Origin of the sequence: Mesorhizobium sp. Pch-S, assembly GCF_004136315.1 — a bacterium.
Taxonomy (GTDB): Bacteria; Pseudomonadota; Alphaproteobacteria; order Rhizobiales; family Rhizobiaceae; genus Mesorhizobium.
In genome coordinates this window covers 2,725,159-2,747,197 of sequence record NZ_CP029562.1, presented here as the reverse complement: position 1 = coordinate 2,747,197, position 22,039 = coordinate 2,725,159, and the positions used below count along the sequence as shown (strand labels likewise).

Sequence of the window (22,039 nt, the reverse complement as noted above, 5' to 3'; positions counted from 1 at the left end):
AAAAAGAACCGGCGTCGTTACGGCGCCGGTTCTTTTTTGTCCGGAACGGTTCAGGCAAACGGCGGCAGCCGACGCTTCACCGGCTGCGCCTTGACGATGGCGCTGCTGGTCTCGGCCTTGTCGGTGATCTTGTCGAGGATCCGGTCGAGGTCGCTGATCGAGCGGATATGCAGCCGCCCGATGAAGCAGTCATCCCCCGTCACCTTGTCGCATTCGGTGAATTCCGGAATTTCCTCGACCAGTTTCTGCACCTGGTGCAACCTGCCCGGCAGCGGCTTGATACGCACGATCGCCTGCAGCGTGTAGCCGAGCGCGGCCGGATCGACATCCACCGTGAAAGCGCGGATGACGCCGCGCTCCTCCAGCCGCCGCAATCGCTCCGACGCACTCGGCGACGACAGGTTCACGCGGGCTGCCAGCTCCTTCAGCGAAATACGCGCGTCATCGACCAGGATTTCGACGATACGCCGGTCTAGATCGTCCAACATTGCATATCCTTAGGATTTTAATCCAAAGAACCTTACAGGATTAGGCGATCTTCCGCAAATACCTTTCCTGATCCATATATTCCGAACCTCCGACGGCGTACAAAACGGTCACGAACGAAGGAAAGGTCGCATCATGTCGGACAACACGCGCGGGACGGTCGAGATGACCGCTGCCATGGTGATCTCTGGAACGATCGGCGTGTTTGTCGTCCTGTCCGGACAGCCGGTGATGGACGTGGTGTTCTGGCGCTGTGCCTTCGGCGCCGTCACGCTGCTGATCGTCTGCGGCGCTCTCGGCCTGTTCAGGCGCGACGTGATCTCTCGCCAACAGATCGCCTATGCTGTCATCGGCGGCATCGCCATCGTCTCCAACTGGCTGCTGCTGTTCGCCGCCTTCCCGCGAGCCTCGATCTCGATTGCCACGGCCGTCTACAACACCCAGCCCTTCATGCTGGTGGCACTGGGAGCGCTGCTGTTCGGCGAACGCCTGACGCTGACCAAACTGACCTGGCTTGCGATCGCTTTCGCAGGCATGCTGCTGATCGTGCAAGCCAAGCCGAGCGCCGCCCACACCGGTTCGAACTACCTGGTCGGCATCCTGCTGGCGCTTGGTGCAGCGTTCTTCTACGCGATAGCCGCGATCGTCGCGAAGAAGCTCAAGGGCGTCCCGCCACATTTGATCGCGCTCATTCAGGTCACTGTCGGTATCCTGATGCTGGTCCCGTTCGCGAATCTGACGAACCTGCCGACGGAACCCCGAACCTGGGCCCTGCTTGCCGCAGTCGGTGTCGTTCACACCGGCCTGATGTACATCCTGCTCTACGGCGCAATCCAGAAACTGCCCACCAATCTCGTCGGCGCACTGTCCTTCATCTACCCCGTCGTAGCCATTGTCGCGGACTTCATGGTCTTCGGGCAGCGGCTGCATCCGCTGCAACTGGTGGGCGCCGCCGCCATCCTGATTGCCGCCGCCGGAATGACGCTGGGCTGGAACCTGATCAAGCCGCGCACCGGAATTCCCGTGGCCCGCTAGAGCATTTCCGCGTTTCCGTTAAACGGAAACGTCCTAGTCGTCATCCGACATCTGGCCCGTTAGCCTGAGGCCCTCAATCGTCGTCGCCCCGTCCAGCCGCACCACGGTGAGCGCTCTCGCGCCGGTGCGGTCGGCAATCAGATCCGCCAGTTCGCGCGAATGCGTCACCACCCAGAGCTGGGTCCGCTCAGCGGCCTTGGCGATCATGTCGGCCAGTGCAGGCAACATGCGCGGATGCAGGCTGGCTTCCGGCTCGTTGAGTGCGATCAGCCCCGGCAGGCGATACGACATCAGCGCGCCGGCAAGCGCCAGGAAGCGGATCTGCCCGTCCGAAAGTTCCTGCGGCCGAAACAGGCGCTGCGGGAAATCCGGAAGACGCAAGCCGAAGGTGGCGGTTTCGCCCGGCTCCGGCACTTCCAGCTTTGCTCCCAGCGCATCGGCCAGCGCACGATCGAGATCGACGGTGTCCTGCCTGATATGGGCGAGCGTTGCGAACACGGCAGCAAGGTTGCCACCATCCTCGTCCAGCAGCGTCGAGGTGATTGCCAGCGACGGTTTCCGCGCGGGCGAATCGGCGTCGGTCCGAAAACCGTGATAGAAGCGCCAGCCCGAAACCGCCGCCCGCAGATCCCCGGTTTCCGGATAGCGGCCGGATGCGCCGAGCGCTGCCAGCGCCGTTTCCGAATTGAGCAGCTTCGCGGGGTGTTCGATACGCCTGCCGTCGCTGTCGCGCGCGTGGGCTGCAGGCCCCTTGCGGCTCATCATTTCCACCGGCCGGCGTCCGGCTTCGACCGTCAGGGTCTCTTCCTTGACGTGAGGTTCGAAGGCAAATCCCGCCGAAACGGGTGGCGGCAGACCGATCTCCACCCGATAGGAAAAACGCGCCGCGGTCTCGTCATCCTCGACATCCGCCTGCAGGATGACACGGACGGGCCGACCCAGACGGCGTGTGCCGGACCACAGGGCTGACTGCATGCCACCTTCGCCGGCGATCGAGCGGGCAAGCGTGCCTTCGCCGGCGGCCTTGATCAGTTGCAGGGCGCGGTAGAGGTTGGATTTTCCGACGCCGTTCTCGCCGACGAACAGTCCGACCTGGCCAAGCTCGAGCCGGATCGATTTGAGCGACCGGTACCCTTCAGCAACCAGCCCCGTCAGGCGCATGGTTTCGCCGCTCGCCAGCGCGCCGCTTACCTGGCGCCGGGCTTGGCGAGGTCTTGGGCCAGCGCCAGATGCAACAGTTCAGCGAGTTCGCGCGCCGCGCGGTTTTCAGCATCGATCTGTGCGCGATAGGACGCGAATTCCTGGCCCGGCTTGTCGAAGGACGAAGAGATCGAACGTTGACCGTTGGCCACGGACTTGCCGGTCTTGGCATCGGTCAGCGTATAGGCCGCCGTCATGATGACCGTACCGGCGGTCGGCTGGTCCTGATCCTTGGCAACCTGGATGCTCGCCGTGGAGATCACCGATTCGGTGACGTTGAGTGCCAGAGAATAGGCGGGTGCGCTCGGACGCTCGCCTCCTCCGGTCAGCGCGAAGATCAGGTTGTTGCGAACCTGCTGGGCGTAACGCGACGAGACCGGCTTCACGGCGATCGAGGCCAGCTCTTCGCGCGCGCTCACCGTCGAACCGGTCGACAGCGGCTGGTTCGAATAGAGTGGGCGCACCTGGCACGCCGAAACCAGCGCAACGCCGGCAAGCAGGCCGAAGAGTGCCGTGCGGCGTGCGAACGAAGCCGCTGTCTTACGAGTGTCAGGCAACGACATTGACGATCCTCTGGGGCACGACGATCACCTTGCGCGGCGCCTTGCCCTCGAGCGCCTTCTGTACGAAGTCCAGGGCCATGACGGCCTGTTCGACCTGAGCTTGGTCTGCGTCGCGGGCGATTGTCAAATCACCACGCTTCTTGCCATTGATTTGTATCGGATAGACGACATCGTTGTCGACCACCAGTGCGGGATCGAAGCGTGGCCAGGGTTGATTCGCGACAAAACCCGCACCGCCCAGAGTGGACCAGCATTCCTCCGCCAGATGCGGCATCATCGGCGCGATCATGACGACAAGCGCCTCGACTGCCTCGCGCAACGCCGCAGCGGTTGCCGGATCGCCCTTGCCCTCGACGAGGGCCGTCGCAGCGGGCTGGATCGTATTCAGCAGTTCATAGAGACGGGCCACCGCCTTGTTGAAGGACAGCCGTTCGATGTCTTCGCCGACGGCTTTCACGGTCTTGTGGACAGCCTTCGAAACAGCTGCGGCCGAGCCATCACGTGCAGCCGAAGCTTCAACGCCTGCCAGCGCAGGCGCGGTCTCGGACACCAGCCGCCAGATGCGCTGCACGAAACGATGCGCGCCTTCGACGCCAGCCTCGGTCCAGATGACGTCGCGTTCCGGCGGCGAATCCGACAGCATGAACCAGCGTGCCGTATCGGCACCGTAGCTCGCCAGAATGTCGTCCGGGTCGACAACGTTCTTCTTCGACTTCGACATCTTCTCGATGGCGCCGATCTCGACCGGGCTGCCATCCGCAATCAGCGTGGCGCTGCGCTTGCCGTCGACGTCCACGATGTTCACGTCGACGGGCTGCACCCAATACGCATTCGGGCCTGTGCCGGCGCGATAGGTCTCGTGCACCACCATGCCCTGCGTGAACATGCCCTCGAAGGGCTCCTTCACTTCGTTGAGATGGCCGGTGACCTGCATGGCGCGCGTGAAGAATCGCGAATAGAGCAGATGCAGGATCGCGTGCTCGATGCCGCCGATGTACTGCCGGACCGGCAGCCAGCCGTTCTTGCCGTCGACATACTCGAGCGTCGTTGGCGCCTTGTCGTTCCACGGATCGGTGAAGCGGGCGAAATACCAGGACGAATCGACGAAGGTGTCCATCGTGTCGGTGTCGCGACGAGCTGGCTTGCCGCATTGCGGGCACCCGACATGTTTCCAGGTCGGATGATGGTCGAGCGGATTGCCAGGCTTGTCGAAAGTGACATCGGTCGGCAACTCGACCGGCAGATCCTTTGCCGGCACCGGCACGGCGCCGCAGGTTTCGCAATGGATGACCGGGATCGGACAACCCCAGTAGCGCTGACGCGAGATCAGCCAGTCGCGCAGACGGAACTGCACCTTGCGTTCGGCCTGCGGCCGGTTGCCGATCGTCACGTCAGCCAATCTGGTCGCCACCTCGTCGAAGGCTTCCTTGAAACGCATGCCGTCGAGGAAGCGCGAGTTGATCATCGCGCCATCATCGACAAAGGCCTCTTCCGTGACGTGGAATCCGGCGGCATCGACGCCGTCCGGCAGCACCACCGGAATGACCGGCAGGCCATATTTGTTGGCGAAGTCGAGGTCGCGCTGGTCGTGGCCCGGGCAGCCGAAGATCGCGCCGGTGCCATAGTCCATCAGCACGAAATTGGCGACATAGACCGGCAGCGTCCAGTTCTCGTCGAACGGATGGACGACGCGCAGGCCTGTATCGAAACCTCTTTTCTCGGCCGTTTCGAGCGCCGCCGCCGACGTGCCCATGTGGCGCACGTCCTCGATGAAGGCGGCGAGTTCGGGATTGCCCGCGGCGACCTTCCTCGCCAGAGGATGGTCGGCGGCGATCGCCAGGAACGACGCACCGAAGATCGTGTCCGGACGTGTCGTATAGACTTCCACCTCGGTTTCGCCGGCAGGCGGATTGGCCAGCGCCCAGCGGACCAGCAGGCCTTCGGAACGGCCGATCCAGTTGGCCTGCATGACGCGGACCTTTTCAGGCCACTTGTCCAGCGTGTCCAGGCTGTCGAGCAGGTCCTGGCTCATCGAGGTGATCTTGAAGAACCATTGCGTCAGGTCGCGCTGCTCCACCGGCGCACCGGAACGCCAGCCGCGCCCGTCGATGACCTGTTCGTTGGCCAGCACGGTCATGTCGACCGGATCCCAGTTGACCTTGGCCGACTTGCGCTCAACGAGACCCGACTTCCAGAAATCCAGGAAGATCTTCTGCTGGTGCTTGTAGTAGCTGGGGTCGCAGGTCGCGATCTCGCGCGCCCAGTCCAGCGACAGGCCCATGGTCTTCAGCTGGCCCTTCATCGTCTCGATGTTCTTGTAGGTCCAGTCGCGCGGATTGACCTTGTTGTCGCGCGCAGCGTTCTCCGCCGGCAGACCGAACGCGTCCCAGCCCATCGGATGCAGGACGTTGTAGCCCATGGCGCGGCGCCAGCGCGCCACGACGTCACCCATCGTATAGTTGCGCACGTGGCCCATGTGGATGCGCCCCGAAGGATAGGGAAACATCTCGAGCACATAATATTTCGGCCGTGGATCGTCGTTCTTCGTCTCGAAGAGTTTGGCCTCGTCCCATGCCTTCTGCCACTTGGGCTCTGCTGCGCGAGGATTGTATCGTTCGGTTGCCATGGCCGGTTTTTCACTTACAAAGCATGCGGGAAACCGCCGGTTGGTCCGGCAGTTCAAGGACATGGTCGGGGTCTTCACCATGCTTTCGGGGACCCGTCAACCATATGGGTCTCGAGGCCCGGCAAAAACAGCAGGATCAGGACAGGTTGGCACATGAGTGACGCGGTTCAGCAACTCGAAACGGTCAGGGCGAGAATCGCGGCAGCCGAAAGCGAGGCAAACCGGCCGGCGGGGGCCGTGACCCTCGTCGCGGTTTCAAAGACCTTCGACGGCGACGCCATCCGGCCTGTGCTTGCCGCGGGCCAGCGTGTTTTCGGCGAAAACCGCGTGCAGGAAGCGCAGGGCAAGTGGCCCGCGCTGCGCGGGGAGTTTCCCGGCATCGAGCTGCACCTGATCGGACCGCTGCAATCCAACAAGGCCAAGGAGGCAGTCGCGCTGTTCGACGTGATCGAGACTGTCGACCGTGAAAAGATCGCGTCCGAACTGGCAAAGGAAATCGCCCGGCAAGGCAAGGCGCCAAAGCTCTATGTGCAGGTCAACACCGGCTCGGAACCCCAGAAAGCCGGTATCGAGCCGAAAGATGCCGTGGCCTTCGTCGTCCGCTGCCGCAACGAGCACGGCCTCGCGATCGAGGGGCTGATGTGCATTCCCCCGGCGGAAGAAAACCCCGGCCCCCACTTTGCCCTGCTTGAAAAACTCGCCCGCGAGGCCGGCGTCGAGAAACTGTCGATGGGCATGTCGGGCGACTACGAACTGGCCGTGGCATTCGGTGCCAGTTCGGTGCGGGTTGGTTCGGCCATTTTCGGTCACCGATAGGGCCGCTCTCCCGCCAAATCAAAAAAAGAAAGGCCGGGAAACCTCCCGGCCTTTCTGCTTCAACAGTCTGGCGGCCTTACTCGGCCGCGACGATCTTGCCGTCTTCCCACTTGAACAGCGAGAAGCTCGGGCTGGTCAGGTCGCCGGTCTCGCCATAGGTCAACTTGCCGATGGCAGTCGGGATGGCTTCACCACCCTTGAGCGCGGTGCCGACAGCTGCCGGGTCGTCCTTGCCGGCCTTTTCGATACCTGCCTTCAGCACCTGGACGGCGGCATAGGCGTTGAGCGTGAAGGCTTCGGCCGGGATGCCCTTGGCCTTGAGCGCTTCGACCGCCTGAGCCGAGTCCGGGTTCTTCAGCGCGTCGGTCGCGTTGGTGAACAGCGTGCCGGCGGCGGCCTGGTTACCGATCGCCCAGTACTCGGTGTTGGACAGGCCTTCGCCGCCGATGATCAGCGCCTTGACGCCGGCGTCAGCGAGCTGGCGGGCAAGCAGGCCGCCCTCAGGATGGTAGCCGCCGAAATAGATCACTTCGGCGCCGTCCGACTTCAGGCGCGTCACCAGGGCCGAGAGATCCTTTTCGCCAGGGGTCAGCGAGTTGTGGCTGACTTCCTTGATGCCGCCGGCATTGATCGCCTTCTTGAAGGAGTCGGCCAGACCCTTGCCGTAGGTGCCCTTGTCATCGACGATGGCAACCTTCTTGTCCTTCAAATTCTTGACCACATAGGCTGCAGCCACTTCCGCCTGCTGGTCGTCACGACCGCAGGTGCGCAGCACGTTGGTAAGACCCCGGTTGGTCAGATCCGGCGAGGTTGCGGTCGGCGTCACCATCAGCACGCCGTTCTCGGCAAACACGTCGGAAGCCGCCATGGCGACACCAGAGGTGACCGGACCGACGACGAACTTCACGCCTTCCCCGACCAGCTGGTTGGCAGCGGAAACGCCCTGCTTCGGATCGCCGGCGTCGTCGGCGAGCTTCAGCACGACTTTCTCACCCTTGATGCCGCCATCCTTGTTGATGACTTCAACGGCAGCTTCGGCGCCGTTCTTGACCTGGTCACCATAGGCGGCGACAGGACCGGTCAGCGGCGCGACAAGGCCGATGACGATGTCGGCGCGGGCAGCGGTAGCCGCAACCAGCACGGAAGCGGCGAATGCAACGCCGGTCAGCAGTTTCTTCGTATTCACGGGAATCCTCCTCAAGCGAACCTCTAAGAGCGTAAGTGCAGCTTCGGGTTCGACCGAAAGCCTGGTCCGCGCTTAGCCGCGTGCCGTGGCTTTTGCAATCAGCCAGAGCCGATAAGGAGATGAGCTTTTGGGCCAGAATGAACGTCGACCTGCGGTCTCGCCGATCCGTCAGACGGTGCAATAATTCGCTTCCGTCAAGCGGCGGTCGAAATCCCGCCGCTGATCATGATGGCCTTCCTTGTCCCGCCGCAGTTGTCGCGGCAAGCCTCACGGTCGATCAGTGCAGCAAGATCTCGCCGTCGACCTTGCGCCATTCATTCGCCGAAATCAGCTTCTGGTGCGTGAAGCACACCGAGTGCAGCGGACCTTCGAGCTTCTCGCGCCAGAAGGAGATGAAGGCACCCAGTATCGGGAATTTGGGAGCGATGTCGTAGTCCTGCCAGATGTAGGTCTGCAGCAGGTGCGGGTGGTCGGGATAGTGGTAGAGGATGCGGGCCGTCGTCAGCCCGTAGCCCTTGAGCAGCAGTTCCAGTTCGGAATGGTCGCGCATGGCAGCCCTCGCAAGTCGATCTCGGGTGTGTTGAGCTTCAACAAGCCCTTGCCGGTCCTCCCGGAAAAACTGTGCGCCTCGAACGTTAACCATGTCTTTAAACGTGCGAGCCGCCCTCAGGGTTCGACCTAACCGTGTGCGGCCGCGCGCAATTTTCTGTTACGGACGGGCAAACCCAATGTCTAATATTGCCGTAACGTCCGAACTGATAATAATGCCCGCGATTTCGCGGCCCGCAGGCCGCAGTACCGCCAACCGGCGGCCGATCTCAGGAGGAAGACCAAGACATGACCGAGGCGAAGGTCCACCGCGTTCAACCAGCATGGAAAAAGCATGCGCTGATCGACAACGAAACGTATGTGAAGTGGTACGCGGAGAGCGTGAAGAACCCGGACAAATTCTGGGGCAAGCACGGCAAGCGCCTCGACTGGTTCAAGCCCTACACCAAGGTCAAGAACACCTCGTTCGACGGAAAGGTGTCGATCAAGTGGTTCGAAGACGGACAGTTGAACGTCTCGCACAACTGCATCGATCGCCACCTGAAGAAACGCGGTGACCAGGTCGCGATCATCTGGGAAGGTGACAATCCCTACGACGACAAGAAGATCACCTACAACGAGCTGCATGAACATGTCAGCCGGCTCGCCAATGTGATGAAGAAACACGGCGTCAAGAAGGGCGACCGCGTCACCATCTACATGCCGATGATCCCGGAAGCCGCCTATGCGATGCTGGCCTGCACCCGCATCGGCGCGGTCCACTCTGTGGTGTTCGGCGGCTTCTCGCCGGATGCGCTGGCCGGCCGCATCGTCGACGCCGCCTCGACCTTCGTCATCACGGCCGACGAGGGCCTGCGCGGCGGCAAGAGCATTCCGCTGAAGGAAAACACCGACAAGGCGATCGAGATCGCCGCCAAGCAGAAGACCGCGGTGAAATCCGTGGTCGTGGTGCGCCGCACCGGCGGCAAGATCGGCTGGGTCGAAGGGCGCGACCTCTGGTATCACGACGAGGTCAGGACGGTTAAGGCCGAATGCAAGCCGGAGAAGATGAAGGCGGAGGATCCGCTGTTCATCCTCTATACCTCAGGCTCGACCGGCAAGCCGAAGGGCGTGCTGCACACTACCGGCGGCTATCTCGTCTATGCTTCGATGACGCACCAGTATGTCTTCGATTACCACGATGGCGACATCTACTGGTGCACGGCCGATGTCGGCTGGGTGACGGGCCACAGCTACATCCTCTACGGCCCGCTCGCCAACGGGGCCACCACGCTGATGTTCGAGGGTGTGCCGAACTATCCGTCGGTATCGCGCTTCTGGGAGGTGGTCGACAAGCACAACGTCAACATCTTCTACACCGCTCCGACCGCCATCCGCGCGCTGATGGGTGCCGGCGAGGCACCGGTGAAGAAGACCTCGCGCAAGAGCCTGCGCGTCCTGGGTTCGGTCGGCGAGCCGATCAATCCGGAGGCTTGGGAATGGTACTTCAACGTCGTCGGCGAAAAGAAGGTGCCGATCGTCGACACCTGGTGGCAGACCGAGACCGGCGGCATCCTGATCACGCCGCTGCCTGGCGCGACCGACCTCAAGGCCGGTTCGGCGACGCGGCCGTTCTTCGGCGTCAAACCGCAACTGGTCGACAATGACGGCAAGGTGCTGGAGGGTGCAGCAGACGGCAATCTGTGCATCACCGATTCCTGGCCGGGTCAGATGCGCACCGTCTATGGCGACCATGAGCGCTTCGTGCAGACCTACTTCTCGACCTACAAGGGCAAATATTTCACCGGCGATGGCTGCCGTCGCGACGAGGACGGCTACTACTGGATCACCGGGCGCGTCGACGACGTCATCAACGTGTCGGGCCACCGCATGGGCACAGCCGAGGTGGAATCGGCACTCGTCGCCCATGACAAGGTTTCGGAAGCGGCTGTCGTCGGCTACCCGCATGACATCAAGGGGCAGGGCATCTACTCCTATGTCACGCTGATGGCGGGTGTGGAGCCGACGGAGGACCTGCGCAAGGAACTGATCGCGCATGTGCGCAAGGAGATCGGCGCGATCGCCTCGCCCGACAAGATCCAGTTCGCGCCGGGCCTGCCCAAGACGCGGTCCGGCAAGATCATGCGCCGGATCCTGCGCAAGATCGCCGAAGACGATTTCGGCGCGCTTGGCGACACCTCGACGCTGGCCGATCCTGCCGTCGTCGACGATCTCGTCAGCAACCGGCAGAACAAGAAGGCCTGAGGCATCCTGGCGATGGACTACCTGCCGGAGGCATTTTCGTCTCCGGCAGCCTCATTGCGCCAGCGAAGCTGGAATTCGATCTCTTCTTCGTCTCCGCCGCGTTCGTGTTCGATGCTTGCCACCGCCCCGGCGGGAACGCGGATTCTCTCACCGCCGATGCTGATCTCGAACCGTTTCTCGGTTTCGAGCGCATCTGCCAGTCGGCGCAGCTTGGCGACGAATTCCTGTCTCGGATAGATCTTGTCGATATCGCGGTCGACGCGGTGGCTCATTTCGGTTCTCCGTCAGCCCCACCTCCTTACCCGATCAGGATGGCTGCCAGATGAACCACACAGCAGTCGCCGCAAGGGCTCGTCACCGTCCCGCAGCACTCCGGAAAGCGGCGGCTAGAACCTTGAGAACCTCGCGTGCATCGCGCCGGCCGGGACGTGTCATCAGCACGATGTCCTGCCCCGGCAAGGGCGGCAGCCCAAGACTTTTACCCACATCCACGGCACCCGCAGGTGCGACCCTTTGGGCAAGTGCGGCTACGGCCAGACCAGCACTCACCGCAGCGCCCAATGCAAGGACACCACCTCCGACGAATGCTTCGGTCCAGGGCAGCCCCGCCTCGTCGAGAGCGTCGATGGCGAGCGCACGGATGCCGCAGGGCGCAGACAACGCCGCCAACCTGAGCGGTTCACCGGGCCGGTGCTGGAACGAGGGTGATGCGAACCAGCGGAATGGCTCTCGAAACAGGATCTCGCCGTCGGCGTTGTCGTCGCCGCGCCGCGCGATCACCGCATCCAGTTCGCCGTGCCCGTAACGGGTCACGACATCACGCGAAGAAGCAATCCGAACCTCCACCACCAGCGACGGATCATATGCATTCAGCCTCGCAAGCAGCAGCGGCAGCTCCGGCCCGGCGACATGATCGCTTATGCCGAGCGTGAGGCGACTGGGTGCGGCTGCCTGGATGCCGGAAAGCGCACGCTCATGCGCTTCGAGCAGGTTGCGCGCCGCCGGCAGGAAACGTTCGCCCTGCGCGGTCAGCCGAACATGACGGGGCGTACGCTCCAGCAGGCGGGCATCGAGGCGGGTCTCCAGCCGTTTCAGCTTGAGGCTGACCGTTGCCTGCGATGTGTCGAGCACCTCCGCTGCGCGCGTGAAAGAGGCAAGATCCGCTACCAGTACGAAGGCCTGGACTGTATCGATATCGAGTGTTCGCGTCGGGTCATTCATGTTCAAACATTATGACTGATATATTCATAGATATGTTTTCACAATGAAAGGGCGATGGCAAGCTACGTCGAAATCAAGGAGCCCAGCCATGTTGATGATGCAGTACATCCACCGCCTCCCCGCCGACTACGATATGAACAAGATCGCCAGCCGGGCGGCCAGTCTTGGTCCCGATTGGGACGACACGCCCGGCCTCGGCTTCAAGGCATTCGTTGCGCAGCGGCGCGGCGAGAACGGCGCCTTGAACAATGCCTATTCGTCGCTTTATCTCTGGCTGGATGACGAAGCTGCCAGCGATTTCATCACCGGCGAGCGCTTCCAGAAAGTGATCGATGGCTTTGGTCGTCCCGCGATCGAAACCTGGCTGCCGCTCAATGTGCATCTGGGATCGGCGACAGGCGCACGCTCCGTCTATCGCGAAGACGTCCTGATCGATCCGGCTGCGAATTTCGCGGCGCTGAAACGCAGCGAGAACGAACACAACACCGCGCTCGTCAAACAGGCGGGCATCTATGCCGCGGTAACGGCGATCGACCTGGCCAACTGGCGTCTCTCGCGTTTCCGGCTTTCCGCGGAGGCAGCGACCACACCCGAACATGGTTCCGCCTACGACATCCTGCATCTGGCAAAGCCCGGAATTCCAGCGCTTTTCGCGGCAGCATGAAACTGTTGCGGTCCTGCACTTGCGCTTGGGCGGAAAACACCCCACTTTGTTGGCGTGTTCAACGAACTGAAAGGAGGTGATCCGATGTCGAGTGATTTCGTTTTCCAGAGCGTGATCCCGGCGGATCGCCTTCACGGAGAGCAGCCTCTCCGCTGAAGCGCGAGACGCGCGGTGCACGGTCCGAAGGGATCGTGACCACGGGCCGCGCCTGGACGAAAGCCACGGAAGGCCGCCCATCGCAAGATGTGGCGGCCTTTTCCGTTTCCGTTTGAACCGCTTGGCAGGCCGGTTATTTCGTCAGAGCCAGTCTGTTCAAGTTCCTGGCGATCTTGTCGAACGCAGCCTTCAGTTCCGGTCCCGTGGAGGCGTCAAAGAAATGCTTCCCGCCACTGTCGGGGCTGGCGCATTTCTGTAACAGATCAATCGCCTTGGCCCGTGAATCTGCACTGATATCGCGGTTATAAAGATCGAACCCGATGGTGTAGATTTCGATGCCCTTGGCACGCATGCCTTCGCACAGCTTGATGGCCGCGTCACGTGGCGGAGCCTTGCCATCCTTGTACACACCTCTGTCGGTGGAAGCGTCGAAATAGGAAAGATTGAACAGGCCGTCCGTCATCAGGATCGCATACTTGCCTATCTTGGTACTGTCATAGTCCATTGGACGTTGCGCCTCGGGGAGCGCTCCCGCCCAGTTCGGCGAGAGCAGATACCAGCTCCATTGCACGCCGATATGACCGGCCGTGCCGCCCTCAAATTCAAATGCATCGATCCGGGACTTAAGCGCCTGAGCATCCGACGTGAGCGGCATTATTTCCGCTTTAGGGCACATGACAGTAGCAGAGAAGCCGGCAGATCCGTCCGAGAAAGTCGTTATGAATAGATCCCGATTGACCATGCTGCTTTCGGGGCCATCGTCAGTATATTGGTAATCGCCTTTACGCTCGGTGGCGCAGTTGTATTTGTTGTTCGTGCCGTTGCTCGAATTCGACGGCAGCCGCGGTGTGGTGTTGCCCGGCGCCTGCTTGCGTTCACTATCCTTGGTTTCAATGAAAACGGAACTCGCGGCCAGGCTGCTGCCGACATTCACCGCATTTGCATAAGGTATAAGCGCCACTCGCACCCGAGGGCGACTAGGGCTTTGATCCTTGAAAATAGTGTCGACTGCATCTTTTGCGGCATTCTTGAGATCCTGGACCTTTGTCCCGCTTTTCATCGACCCAGTCAGGTCGAGCATCATCGCAATCTCAAGCTGGCGGAACGAATAGACGGCAGCTCCCGTTTGCGACACTCGCCGCGTCTTTTCCGTACCGAACAACGGAAAGAAGAGCGGTACGTCGACATAGGCCGAAACCTGAAGCGTGTATTGCGTGCGGTCCAGCGTTACCTTGTCGATCACGATCTGGTTGGCGCTCAAAATGCCGCCGCTGCTATTGGCGTCCAGGTAGACCTTGATGATCTTGGTCGCCTCAGCCTCGGTGGCAGTCCCGGTAGTCAGATCGCGTGCCGTCGAGGTCACCGCTGCATCGATGGCGTTGCCCAGCGCCGAGCGGGCATTCATCATCTGGCCGATATCCACCGCAAAGCCCACGGCCAACGCCAGTACACCCAGCACGACGCCCGCCATGACCATGAAATTGCCGTCGCGGTTCTTGCCGAACCTGCCGACCAGCTGCCGAAGCCTGCCGAAAAACATCATCGCCCTTCCCCGCCCGCGGAACCCGTATCTCGAATGCGGGTTTCCTGCCGGATGGGCCGGCATCTGGACCAAGATTGGTGAGTGCTTGGTAAAGGCCTGGCTTTTCCGGGCCCCAAAACGCTAACGAAGGTAAATGCCGGGTAAAGTTACGGCCGCGTTGAGAATTAGCGTTATAGAACACTAATTTAGCATCGGCGACTGTATCGGTTCCACCGGCGGATCAGCCTCGGGAAAACCGTGCGGCGTCGAGATCGAGCCCGCGTCAGAAATCGCTGGTCAGGCCCTTCACTTCCCAATCGCCATAACGATTGGGATCGTTGCCGCCACGACCGCCGATTTCCCTGGGCAGGGCTGCCTCGGCCTGGCGATAGGCCCGGCGGCGGATTTCGGCTTCGGCCAGTGCCCGTTCTGCCGCCGGCGACAGCGCCTTATCTTGGCCTGCTTCGCCCGGCATCTCGTTCGGCTTGCGGTTTTCGTCCGACATGCTTTTCTTCCAGTGGATTGAAACAGCTTGGGCTTCTTACCATCATATAGCGAAACAAGGGCGAGGGATCGACCCTTACGAGGCGATGGAGAAACATTTGAGCACGATGCGCACAGCCATGCTTCTGGCCGCCATGACGGCGCTGTTCATGGGTGTCGGCTACCTGATCGGCGGCTCCGGCGGCATGATGATTGCGTTGGTCATCGCAATCGCCACCAATTTTTTCAGCTACTGGAACGCCGACAAGATGGTGCTGTCGATGAACCACGCCGTCGAGGTCGACGAGCGCAGCGCGCCGGAATTCTATGCCATCGTGAGGAGCCTTGCCACCAATGCCGGCCTGCCGATGCCGCGTGTCTACCTGATCGACACCGATCAGCCCAATGCCTTCGCCACCGGCCGCAACCCGGAGAACGCCGCAGTTGCGGCCTCGACCGGGCTGCTGCAGCGCCTGTCGCATGAGGAAGTCGCAGCCGTGATGGCGCACGAGCTTGCCCATGTGCAGCACCGCGACACGCTTACCATGACCATCGTGGCAACCCTTGCCGGTGCCATTTCCATGCTCGGCAATTTCGCCTTCTTCTTCGGCGGCAACCGCGAGAACAACAATCCGCTCGGCTTCATCGGCGTGCTGGTGGCGATGATCGTTGCGCCTTTCGCTGCCATGATCGTGCAGATGGCGGTGAGCCGCACCCGCGAATATGAGGCGGACAGGCGCGGCGCGGAAATCTGCGGTCATCCGCTCTGGCTGGCTTCCGCCCTTGACAAGATCGCGCGCAGCGCCGAACGCATCCGCAACGACGATGCCGAACGCAATCCTGCGACCGCGCATCTTTTCATCATCAATCCGCTTTCCGGCGAGCGCATGGACAACCTCTTCTCCACCCATCCGAATACGGAAAACCGCATCGCTGCCTTGCAGGCGCTTGCGGTGCAAATGGGCCAGGCCCGCGAGGCCGGCGAAGCGACGCGTCCCGAAGCGGCAGCTTCGCCACGCCATGGCCAGATCGATTCGGCCGGCCCCTGGGGCGCCTCCGAGCCTTCCTCCGGCGAAAGCGAGCAACCGGAAGCGCCGAAATCCAATCCCTGGGGCCGCAACCCGTCCGGCCCGAAAGGTCCATGGCAGTGACGCAAGCTGGCAAGGCTGCCCGCAAGCCATCGCCTCATCGTTCCGACAATGCGCCGCAGGCACCCGGCCTTGCCGCACGTCAGGCAGCGGCGCGACTGCTGGCTGCGGTCGTCGATGCCCGCACTCCCCTCGATGGACTGACCGACAACGAGCACGGCCATCCGCAGTATCGGGCGCTTGACGGGCGCGACCGCGCACTGGTGCGCGCCATTCTGGTAACCGCGCTCCGCCACCGCATGACCATTGCCGGCCTGCTCTCCCGCCGGTTGGAAAAGCCGCTGCCAGCAAACGCCACCACGCTTTCGCACATCCTGCATGTCGCGGCCGCGCAGATACTGTTCCTGGATGTGCCCGACAGTGCTGCCGTCGACCTCGCTGTCACCCATGCCAAGGCTGATCCGCGCACCACACGCTTTTCCGGTCTCGTCAACGGTGTCTTGCGCGCTCTGGTCCGCACCAAGGATGTCGAGTTGCCGCAGGCTCTCGCCGCGACCGATGATGCGCCGGCTTGGTTCGAACAACGGTTGCGCGACGCTTATGGTCAGGAGACGACCGATGCGATCCTCGCCGTGCATCGGCTGGAAGCACCGGTCGACTTCACGGTGAAAGCCGACCCGGCACTGTGGGCGCAACGATTTGGAGGCATCGTCCTGCCGACAGGTACGGTTCGGGTGGAGAAGCTGCCCGCGCCTGTCACCGAGCTGCCAGGCTTCGCAGAAGGCGCCTGGTGGGTGCAGGATGCAGCCGCCGCGCTCCCGGCAAGGCTTTTCGGCGACATCACCGGCAAACGTGTTGCCGACCTTTGCGCGGCCCCCGGAGGCAAGACGGCACAGCTCATCCTGGCTGGCGCGAAGGTAACGGCGGTCGACACATCGAAAAGCCGACTGGCGCGGCTGAGGCAGAACCTCGAGCGGCTGGGCATGAACGCCGAGGTCATCCAGTCCGACCTGTTCGACTACAGCCCCGCCGAGCTTTTCGATGCCGTTCTGCTGGACGCGCCCTGCTCTTCCACCGGCACGGTGCGCCGCCACCCCGACGTACCCTGGACCAAGACGCTCGCCGACATCGACAAGCTTGCCAACCTGCAGCGTCGATTGCTGGAGAAAGCCGTCACGCTGCTGAAGCCTGGCGGTCGCGTTGTCTTTTCCAACTGCTCGCTCGATCCGCTCGAAGGAGAGGAGCTCCACGATGCCTTCCTGTCCGAAGCGAAGGGTGTTGTTGACGATCCAGTCCGGCCGGACGAGATACCGGGCATCGCCTCTTTCGTGACGCCAAAAGGCACGCTACGCACCACACCTGCAGGCTTCAGCCTGGACAGTCCGACGTTGTCCGGCCTCGACGGCTTCTTTGCTGCCCGCCTGCGCAGAACGGATTGACAGTCCGCACTCTGCAAATCGTGTCGCGGCAAAATACCCCAAAAAGGTCTGGCTTAACCCTGATCTGTGGGCTTCCCGCCGAATTCGCTTTCAAGAATATAGTTGAATCCTATAATTCAGGCGGGCGGACGGGACAAATCGAGGTGGTTTTTGGCACTCGCTGCCGATGATACGACGCGTCTGTGGACGCTCGTCGCAAAGGAGTTTTGGCGCAAGACGCGCCGGAGCCTGCGCGCCGGGCCTGTCTATCGCTGGCGCTATTCCGGTCGCACACCTGAACGCGTGCTGATCGCGCCGCCCGATCTCAGGCTGGCCGATCCGCAGATCGCGCATGAGATCTACTATGGCCGTTTCCCGCTCTCTGGCCATCTGGTCGAGACCGGAGGCCTGTCGCCATTCCAGCTCGACGTCGCTCATGATGGCTGGGTGCGCTCACTGCATGGTTTCCGCTGGCTTCGCCACATGCGCGCCGCCGGAACCGATCTTGCCGCCGCCAATGCCCGCGCGCTGGTCTCCGACTGGATCGCCCAGCATGGCAATCGCATCGCAGGCCCGGCCTGGGAACCGGCCACCACGGCCAAGCGCATCATCGCCTGGCAGCAGCATTCCTCCATCGTCCTGCAAGGGGCCGAGTTTCCATTCTACCGCGCCTTCCTGAAAACGCTGGCCGTGCAGATTCGCTACCTGCGTTCGCTGGCGCGCGAGATGCCCGATGGCAAGGACAGGCTGCGCGCCCGCGTCGCTCTCGCCTTTGCGGCATTGTCCCTGCCCGCGCCGGCCTCGGCGCTACGCTCGGCCACCCGCAATCTCGGCGAGGAGCTCGACCGCCAGATCCTTCCCGATGGCGGTCATATCTCGCGCAATCCGCTGACCGTCCTGGAGATCCTGGCCGATCTCCTGCCACTGCGCCAGACCTACGCCAATCAGGCCGAGACACCGCCGGCGGCGTTGATCAACGCCATCGACCGAATGCTGCCGGCGCTGCGTTTCTTCCGCCACCATGACGGCAGCCTCGCCCGCTTCAACGGCATGGGTGCCACCATCCAGGACCGGATTGCCGCGATCCTGCGCCATGACGACACCGCCGGCGCCCCTTTGCTGCATGCGCCCTATTCCGGCTACGAGCGGCTGGCCATGGGCGACGTCACGGTGATTGCAGATACGGGCACACCACCGCCGATCGATGTTTCCAATTCCGCCCATGCCGGCTGCCTGTCGTTCGAACTGTCGTCGGGCCGCCAGCACTACATCGTGAATGCCGGGGTGGACACCTACGGCGCCGCCGAATTCCGCCCGCTGGCACGGGCCACCGCCGCGCACTCCACGGCAACGCTCAACGACACATCTTCCGCGCGTTTCGCCCTGTCGATGCGGCTCGGCGGCCTGCCGGGCTCACCCTTGCTCGGAGGTCCGCGCAAAGTCTCGAGCGAACGGCTCGACGACAGCGGCCGCCAGGGCTTCGTCGCCCGGCATGATGGCTATGCGCAGCGCTTCGGAATCCTGCATGAGCGCGAAGTCGTGCTGTCGGCAAACGGCAATGTCCTCACCGGCCGCGACCGTTTCCTGCAAGCCGGGAACAGTGCGATCCGCAATGATGGTCGCGACGGCGTCGCTGTCCGCTTCCATATCCACCCCGACGCCAGCCTGTTCCGCGACGAGCACGACCGGCTCGTGCTTGCCGCCGAGGGTGGCGACATCTGGGTGTTCACCTCGCCGCAGGTACAGCCCGAGGTCGAGGAATCGATTTTCTTCGCCGGTATCGTCGGGCCGCGTCGCAGCCGGCAGATCGTGCTGCATTTCCACGCATCGACGCAAGCGGAAGTGCATTGGCAGTTCGTGCGCACCGGCACGGCCGGCTTTGCCTCAAGGACCTGATCGCGGCGCTCCGACATCAGGTGTCCGCGTACCCTGCAAGCTTCAGGGCATACGCCCTGATATCGGTCGGCCAGCTTGCGATTTCGCGTGTGAACCCTTCCGGATCGTTGGCAAACAAGGCTCGCGATGCCTCCTCGAAGCCGGGCAGGTTTCCAGCCATGGCCGAGACGAAACGATAGGCGGCCTCCTGTCGGTTGCGCCGGGCGCTTCCATCGCCATCCGCGCGGCGTGCCGTATCGACCAGCCGGCGCAATGTCTGCGAAGCCCCGCCGGGCTGTGCCGCCAGCCATTCCCATTGCCGCGGCAACAGGGTGACTTCGCGTGCGATCACCCCAAGCTTCGGCCTGCCCCGGCCGCGTGTTGCGGTATCCGACCCTTCCGCCGTGGGCAGGTCTTCAGCAGCGGCTTTGGCCGAGGGGAGCGATGGAAACCGCGCGGCGAGCCGTGCAAGGATCTCCGCATCCGAGCCACGCAGGTCGAGATCGATGACCGCGCCTGTAGCGTCATCGAAGACCAGCAGGGGCGCGGCGCCTTCGTGCGCTTTCACGGCAAGCGCCACTTCGACCAGCGGTCCGTCGGCGAGGCGGCGATCGCCGTCGAATGCGGTGCTGGCGGCAGTCAGAGACAAAGGCATCAGGATTCTCCTTGGTCAGCCTTCATAGCGTCTTCGCCGGCAATGTCAAATATTACCCGGGTATAATTGACGTTACCGGGCGTTGCACTTACATGCCGCCCGAAAGGTTTCCAACATGAGCATAGACAGGAAGGCCGCCGTAGCGGCCTACAAGAAACGGGATGTCCGGGCAGGGATCTATGGGCTGATCTGTGCTGAAACGGATCAGCGCTGGGTCGGGCATTCGCCGGATCTCGACGCAATGCCGAACCGGTTGTGGTTCACGCTTCGGCTGGGCAGCCATCGCGCGGCCGAGTTGCAGGCGGCATACAACCGTCATGGCCAGGACGCCATCGCCATCGAGGTGCTCGAGCGCTTCGAAGACGATTCCCAACCCGAAGGCGCTGCGCTGAAGGAACGCCTGTCCTTCTGGCGTGACAAGATGGACGCGCTCTCTGCGTGAGTTTGTACGCGGCACGCTTTCCGACGCTGACTCTGCTTGATTTTGAGCCTCCGTGTGCTACGGCGCGGACCATCTTCTTCAGCCCGCAGAAAGGCCGCCAGCCATGGCCGTTGCCGCCAAGAACATTCCCGCGCCGGACCTCGTTCCCGTTCGTCGCGCGCTGCTCTCCGTATCCGACAAGACCGGCCTCATCGACTTCGCGGCGGCACTTGCCAAGGCCGGGGTCGAACTGGTCTCGACCGGCGGCACCGCCAAGTCGATCGCCGCTGCCGGCATAACCGTGCGCGACGTGTCTGAACTGACCGGCTTCCCCGAGATCATGGACGGCCGCGTCAAGACGCTGCATCCCTCGGTGCATGGCGCCCTGCTCGGCGTGCGCGACGATCCGGAACATGCCGCCGCCATGCGCGACCACGCTATACAGCCGATCGACCTGGTCGTGGTCAATCTCTACCCGTTCGAAGAAGTCCGCGCCTCCGGCGCCGGCTACGCCGCGATCGTGGAGAACATCGACATCGGCGGTCCGGCCATGGTGCGCGCCTCGGCCAAGAACCATGCCTACGTCGCCATCGTCACCGAACCCGAAGACTATGCCGCGGTGCTGGAAACGCTTGCCGCCAATGGTGGCGCGCTGCCGCTGGATTTCCGCAAGCGGCTCGCGGCAAAAGCCTTTGCCCGCACGGCTGCCTATGATGCCGCGATCTCCGGCTGGTTCGCCGAGGAACTGAAGATCGAGCAGCCGACATGGCGCGCTTTCGGCGGACGTCTGGAAAACGTCATGCGTTACGGCGAAAACCCGCACCAGTCAGCGGGCTTCTATGTCAATGGCGACAGGCGCGCGGGCGTTGCCACGGCGCGCCAGCTGCAGGGCAAGCAACTGTCCTACAACAACATCAACGACACCGATGCGGCTTTCGAACTGGCCGGCGAGTTCGACCCGGTCCGCACTGCCGCGGTCGCGATCATCAAACATGCCAACCCTTGCGGCGTCGCCGAAGGCGCGACACTCAGGGAAGCGTATCTCAAGGCTCTGGCCTGCGATCCGGTCTCGGCCTTCGGCGGCATCGTCGCCCTGAACCGCTTGCTCGATGCCGAGGCTGCCGAGGAAATCGTCAAGACCTTCACCGAGGTGATCATCGCGCCCGATGTGTCCGAAGAGGCTGCAGCAATCGTCGCCGCCAAGAAGAACCTGCGCCTGCTGGTCACCGACGGCCTGCCCAATCCGCGCCAGACCGGCACCATCGTGAAATCAGTGGCCGGCGGATTGCTGGTGCAGAACCGCGACAATGCCGTGGTCGACGATCTCGATCTCAAGGTCGTCACCAGGCGCGCACCGAGCGAAGCCGAAATGGCTGACCTCAAATTCGCCTTCCGCATCGCCAAGCATGTAAAATCCAACGCCATCGTCTATGCCAGGGACCGCGCCACGGTCGGCATCGGCGCCGGCCAGATGAGCCGTGTCGACTCCTCGCGCATCGCGGCGCGCAAGGCCCTCGACGCCGCGGAAGCAGCCGGTCACGCAGAGCCGTTGACCAAGGGTTCGGTCGTCGCTTCCGACGCCTTCTTCCCCTTTGCCGACGGTTTGCTTGCCGCCGTCGAAGCAGGTGCCACGGCAGTCATCCAGCCCGGCGGCTCCATGCGTGACGACGATGTCATCAAGGCAGCCGACGACCACGGCATCGCCATGGTCTTCACCGGGATCAGGCATTTCCGGCACTAACCCTCGCCTCTCCTCGTTCGCCGGGAAGGCAGCGCGGGTGGCGCGCTGCCGAACCAGAGTTCCGCTGCTCGCCGGGCAAGACAGGAAGTT

At 62.8% G+C, this 22,039-nt stretch carries 20 protein-coding genes; 9 read left to right on the top strand and 11 right to left on the bottom strand.

All coding sequences use genetic code 11. The annotated features are described in order from the left end of the window. Window positions 1-50: 50 nt before the first annotated feature. A complete protein-coding gene (locus C1M53_RS12685; protein WP_129412573.1) occupies window positions 51-488 on the bottom strand; it encodes an Lrp/AsnC family transcriptional regulator in 438 nt (145 codons plus the stop codon). A 133-nt stretch (window positions 489-621) separates the two neighbouring features. Here C1M53_RS12685 and C1M53_RS12680 point away from each other — a divergent pair, with 133 nt between their 5' ends. Next, window positions 622-1,521 carry a DMT family transporter gene (locus C1M53_RS12680; RefSeq protein ID WP_129412572.1) on the top strand — a complete coding sequence of 300 codons (900 nt, stop codon included), beginning with the start codon at window positions 622-624 and terminating at the stop codon, window positions 1,519-1,521. Window positions 1,522-1,554: 33 nt separating this feature from the next. On the opposite strand, the gene C1M53_RS12675 is transcribed toward C1M53_RS12680, so the two are convergent. Genes C1M53_RS12675 through leuS form a run of 3 tightly spaced genes read right to left on the bottom strand, consistent with a single transcriptional unit; the run spans window position 1,555 to window position 5,910 of the window. Further along, the gene (locus C1M53_RS12675) at window positions 1,555-2,682 is read right to left on the bottom strand and encodes an AAA family ATPase (RefSeq protein WP_129412571.1); all 1,128 of its coding nucleotides are present in this window, start codon (window positions 2,680-2,682) and stop codon (window positions 1,555-1,557) included. 26 nt (window positions 2,683-2,708) lie between these two features. Further along, entirely contained in the window at window positions 2,709-3,284 is a 576-nt protein-coding gene (gene lptE / locus C1M53_RS12670) for an LPS assembly lipoprotein LptE (protein ID WP_129412570.1), read from the bottom strand. Further along, the gene (leuS, locus tag C1M53_RS12665) at window positions 3,271-5,910 is read right to left on the bottom strand and encodes a leucine--tRNA ligase (protein ID WP_129412569.1); all 2,640 of its coding nucleotides are present in this window, start codon (window positions 5,908-5,910) and stop codon (window positions 3,271-3,273) included. The genes lptE and leuS overlap by 14 nt, the downstream gene beginning before the upstream one ends. Window positions 5,911-6,063: 153 nt before the next feature. Here leuS and C1M53_RS12660 point away from each other — a divergent pair, with 153 nt between their 5' ends. Then, entirely contained in the window at window positions 6,064-6,726 is a 663-nt protein-coding gene (locus C1M53_RS12660; protein ID WP_129412568.1) for a YggS family pyridoxal phosphate-dependent enzyme, read from the top strand. Between the two features lie 76 nt (window positions 6,727-6,802). Here C1M53_RS12660 and C1M53_RS12655 read toward each other — a convergent pair whose 3' ends face one another. Next, a complete protein-coding gene (locus tag C1M53_RS12655) occupies window positions 6,803-7,897 on the bottom strand; it encodes a branched-chain amino acid ABC transporter substrate-binding protein (protein WP_129416149.1) in 1,095 nt (364 codons plus the stop codon). 292 nt (window positions 7,898-8,189) lie between these two features. Next, on the bottom strand, window positions 8,190-8,462 hold the full coding sequence (locus C1M53_RS12650; protein ID WP_129412567.1) for an aspartate-semialdehyde dehydrogenase: 273 nt from the start codon (window positions 8,460-8,462) through the stop codon (window positions 8,190-8,192). Between the two features lie 287 nt (window positions 8,463-8,749). Here C1M53_RS12650 and acs point away from each other — a divergent pair, with 287 nt between their 5' ends. Beyond that, on the top strand, window positions 8,750-10,705 hold the full coding sequence (acs, locus tag C1M53_RS12645) for an acetate--CoA ligase (RefSeq protein ID WP_129412566.1): 1,956 nt from the start codon (window positions 8,750-8,752) through the stop codon (window positions 10,703-10,705). A gap of 17 nt (window positions 10,706-10,722) precedes the next feature. Here the strand turns inward: acs and C1M53_RS12640 are convergent, their stop codons facing one another. After that, window positions 10,723-10,977 carry an amphi-Trp domain-containing protein gene (locus C1M53_RS12640; protein ID WP_129412565.1) on the bottom strand — a complete coding sequence of 85 codons (255 nt, stop codon included), beginning with the start codon at window positions 10,975-10,977 and terminating at the stop codon, window positions 10,723-10,725. An 82-nt stretch (window positions 10,978-11,059) separates the two neighbouring features. Further along, on the bottom strand, window positions 11,060-11,926 hold the full coding sequence (locus C1M53_RS12635) for a LysR substrate-binding domain-containing protein (RefSeq protein ID WP_129412564.1): 867 nt from the start codon (window positions 11,924-11,926) through the stop codon (window positions 11,060-11,062). 88 nt (window positions 11,927-12,014) lie between these two features. Between C1M53_RS12635 and C1M53_RS12630 the strand changes: the two genes are divergently transcribed. Next, window positions 12,015-12,590 (top strand): DUF4865 family protein, encoded by a 576-nt coding sequence (locus C1M53_RS12630; RefSeq protein WP_129412563.1) that lies wholly within the window; start codon window positions 12,015-12,017, stop codon window positions 12,588-12,590. A gap of 289 nt (window positions 12,591-12,879) precedes the next feature. Here the strand turns inward: C1M53_RS12630 and C1M53_RS12625 are convergent, their stop codons facing one another. Then, window positions 12,880-14,289, bottom strand: a complete 1,410-nt coding sequence (locus C1M53_RS12625; protein ID WP_129412562.1) for a TadE/TadG family type IV pilus assembly protein — start codon at window positions 14,287-14,289, stop codon at window positions 12,880-12,882. A gap of 262 nt (window positions 14,290-14,551) precedes the next feature. After that, window positions 14,552-14,773, bottom strand: a complete 222-nt coding sequence (locus C1M53_RS12620; RefSeq protein WP_129412561.1) for a DUF1674 domain-containing protein — start codon at window positions 14,771-14,773, stop codon at window positions 14,552-14,554. A gap of 97 nt (window positions 14,774-14,870) precedes the next feature. On the opposite strand from C1M53_RS12620, the gene htpX reads away from it, so the two are divergent. The 3 genes from htpX (at window position 14,871) to C1M53_RS12605 (ending at window position 19,153) form a co-directional block, all read left to right on the top strand. Beyond that, complete coding sequence (gene htpX / locus C1M53_RS12615; protein WP_129412560.1) at window positions 14,871-15,902, top strand: zinc metalloprotease HtpX; 1,032 nt, start codon at window positions 14,871-14,873, stop codon at window positions 15,900-15,902. Continuing rightward, entirely contained in the window at window positions 15,893-17,278 is a 1,386-nt protein-coding gene (locus tag C1M53_RS12610) for an RsmB/NOP family class I SAM-dependent RNA methyltransferase (RefSeq protein WP_129412559.1), read from the top strand. The genes htpX and C1M53_RS12610 overlap by 10 nt, the downstream gene beginning before the upstream one ends. Window positions 17,279-17,428: 150 nt before the next feature. Further along, complete coding sequence (locus C1M53_RS12605) at window positions 17,429-19,153, top strand: heparinase II/III family protein (protein ID WP_129412558.1); 1,725 nt, start codon at window positions 17,429-17,431, stop codon at window positions 19,151-19,153. A gap of 16 nt (window positions 19,154-19,169) precedes the next feature. Here C1M53_RS12605 and C1M53_RS12600 read toward each other — a convergent pair whose 3' ends face one another. Further along, on the bottom strand, window positions 19,170-19,787 hold the full coding sequence (locus C1M53_RS12600; protein ID WP_129412557.1) for a DUF2239 family protein: 618 nt from the start codon (window positions 19,785-19,787) through the stop codon (window positions 19,170-19,172). A gap of 115 nt (window positions 19,788-19,902) precedes the next feature. Here C1M53_RS12600 and C1M53_RS12595 point away from each other — a divergent pair, with 115 nt between their 5' ends. Continuing rightward, window positions 19,903-20,229 (top strand): GIY-YIG nuclease family protein, encoded by a 327-nt coding sequence (locus C1M53_RS12595; protein WP_129412556.1) that lies wholly within the window; start codon window positions 19,903-19,905, stop codon window positions 20,227-20,229. Between the two features lie 103 nt (window positions 20,230-20,332). Next, window positions 20,333-21,949 carry a bifunctional phosphoribosylaminoimidazolecarboxamide formyltransferase/IMP cyclohydrolase gene (gene purH, locus C1M53_RS12590; RefSeq protein WP_129412555.1) on the top strand — a complete coding sequence of 539 codons (1,617 nt, stop codon included), beginning with the start codon at window positions 20,333-20,335 and terminating at the stop codon, window positions 21,947-21,949. The last annotated feature ends 90 nt before the right edge of the window (window positions 21,950-22,039 follow it).

Bases quoted from the DNA above. Each gene is read 5' to 3' on its own strand.
- C1M53_RS12685 (WP_129412573.1), bottom strand. From the start codon at position 488: ATGTTGGACGATCTAGACCGGCGTATCGTCGAAATCCTGGTCGATGAC.
- C1M53_RS12680 (WP_129412572.1), top strand. From the start codon at position 622: ATGTCGGACAACACGCGCGGGACGGTCGAGATGACCGCTGCCATGGTG.
- C1M53_RS12675 (WP_129412571.1), bottom strand. From the start codon at position 2,682: ATGCGCCTGACGGGGCTGGTTGCTGAAGGGTACCGGTCGCTCAAATCG.
- lptE (WP_129412570.1), bottom strand. From the start codon at position 3,284: ATGTCGTTGCCTGACACTCGTAAGACAGCGGCTTCGTTCGCACGCCGC.
- leuS (WP_129412569.1), bottom strand. From the start codon at position 5,910: ATGGCAACCGAACGATACAATCCTCGCGCAGCAGAGCCCAAGTGGCAG.
- C1M53_RS12660 (WP_129412568.1), top strand. From the start codon at position 6,064: ATGAGTGACGCGGTTCAGCAACTCGAAACGGTCAGGGCGAGAATCGCG.
- C1M53_RS12650 (WP_129412567.1), bottom strand. From the start codon at position 8,462: ATGCGCGACCATTCCGAACTGGAACTGCTGCTCAAGGGCTACGGGCTG.
- acs (WP_129412566.1), top strand. From the start codon at position 8,750: ATGACCGAGGCGAAGGTCCACCGCGTTCAACCAGCATGGAAAAAGCAT.
- C1M53_RS12640 (WP_129412565.1), bottom strand. From the start codon at position 10,977: ATGAGCCACCGCGTCGACCGCGATATCGACAAGATCTATCCGAGACAG.
- C1M53_RS12635 (WP_129412564.1), bottom strand. From the start codon at position 11,926: ATGAATGACCCGACGCGAACACTCGATATCGATACAGTCCAGGCCTTC.
- C1M53_RS12630 (WP_129412563.1), top strand. From the start codon at position 12,015: ATGTTGATGATGCAGTACATCCACCGCCTCCCCGCCGACTACGATATG.
- C1M53_RS12625 (WP_129412562.1), bottom strand. From the start codon at position 14,289: ATGATGTTTTTCGGCAGGCTTCGGCAGCTGGTCGGCAGGTTCGGCAAG.
- C1M53_RS12620 (WP_129412561.1), bottom strand. From the start codon at position 14,773: ATGTCGGACGAAAACCGCAAGCCGAACGAGATGCCGGGCGAAGCAGGC.
- C1M53_RS12610 (WP_129412559.1), top strand. From the start codon at position 15,893: ATGGCAGTGACGCAAGCTGGCAAGGCTGCCCGCAAGCCATCGCCTCAT.
- C1M53_RS12600 (WP_129412557.1), bottom strand. From the start codon at position 19,787: ATGCCTTTGTCTCTGACTGCCGCCAGCACCGCATTCGACGGCGATCGC.
- C1M53_RS12595 (WP_129412556.1), top strand. From the start codon at position 19,903: ATGAGCATAGACAGGAAGGCCGCCGTAGCGGCCTACAAGAAACGGGAT.
- purH (WP_129412555.1), top strand. From the start codon at position 20,333: ATGGCCGTTGCCGCCAAGAACATTCCCGCGCCGGACCTCGTTCCCGTT.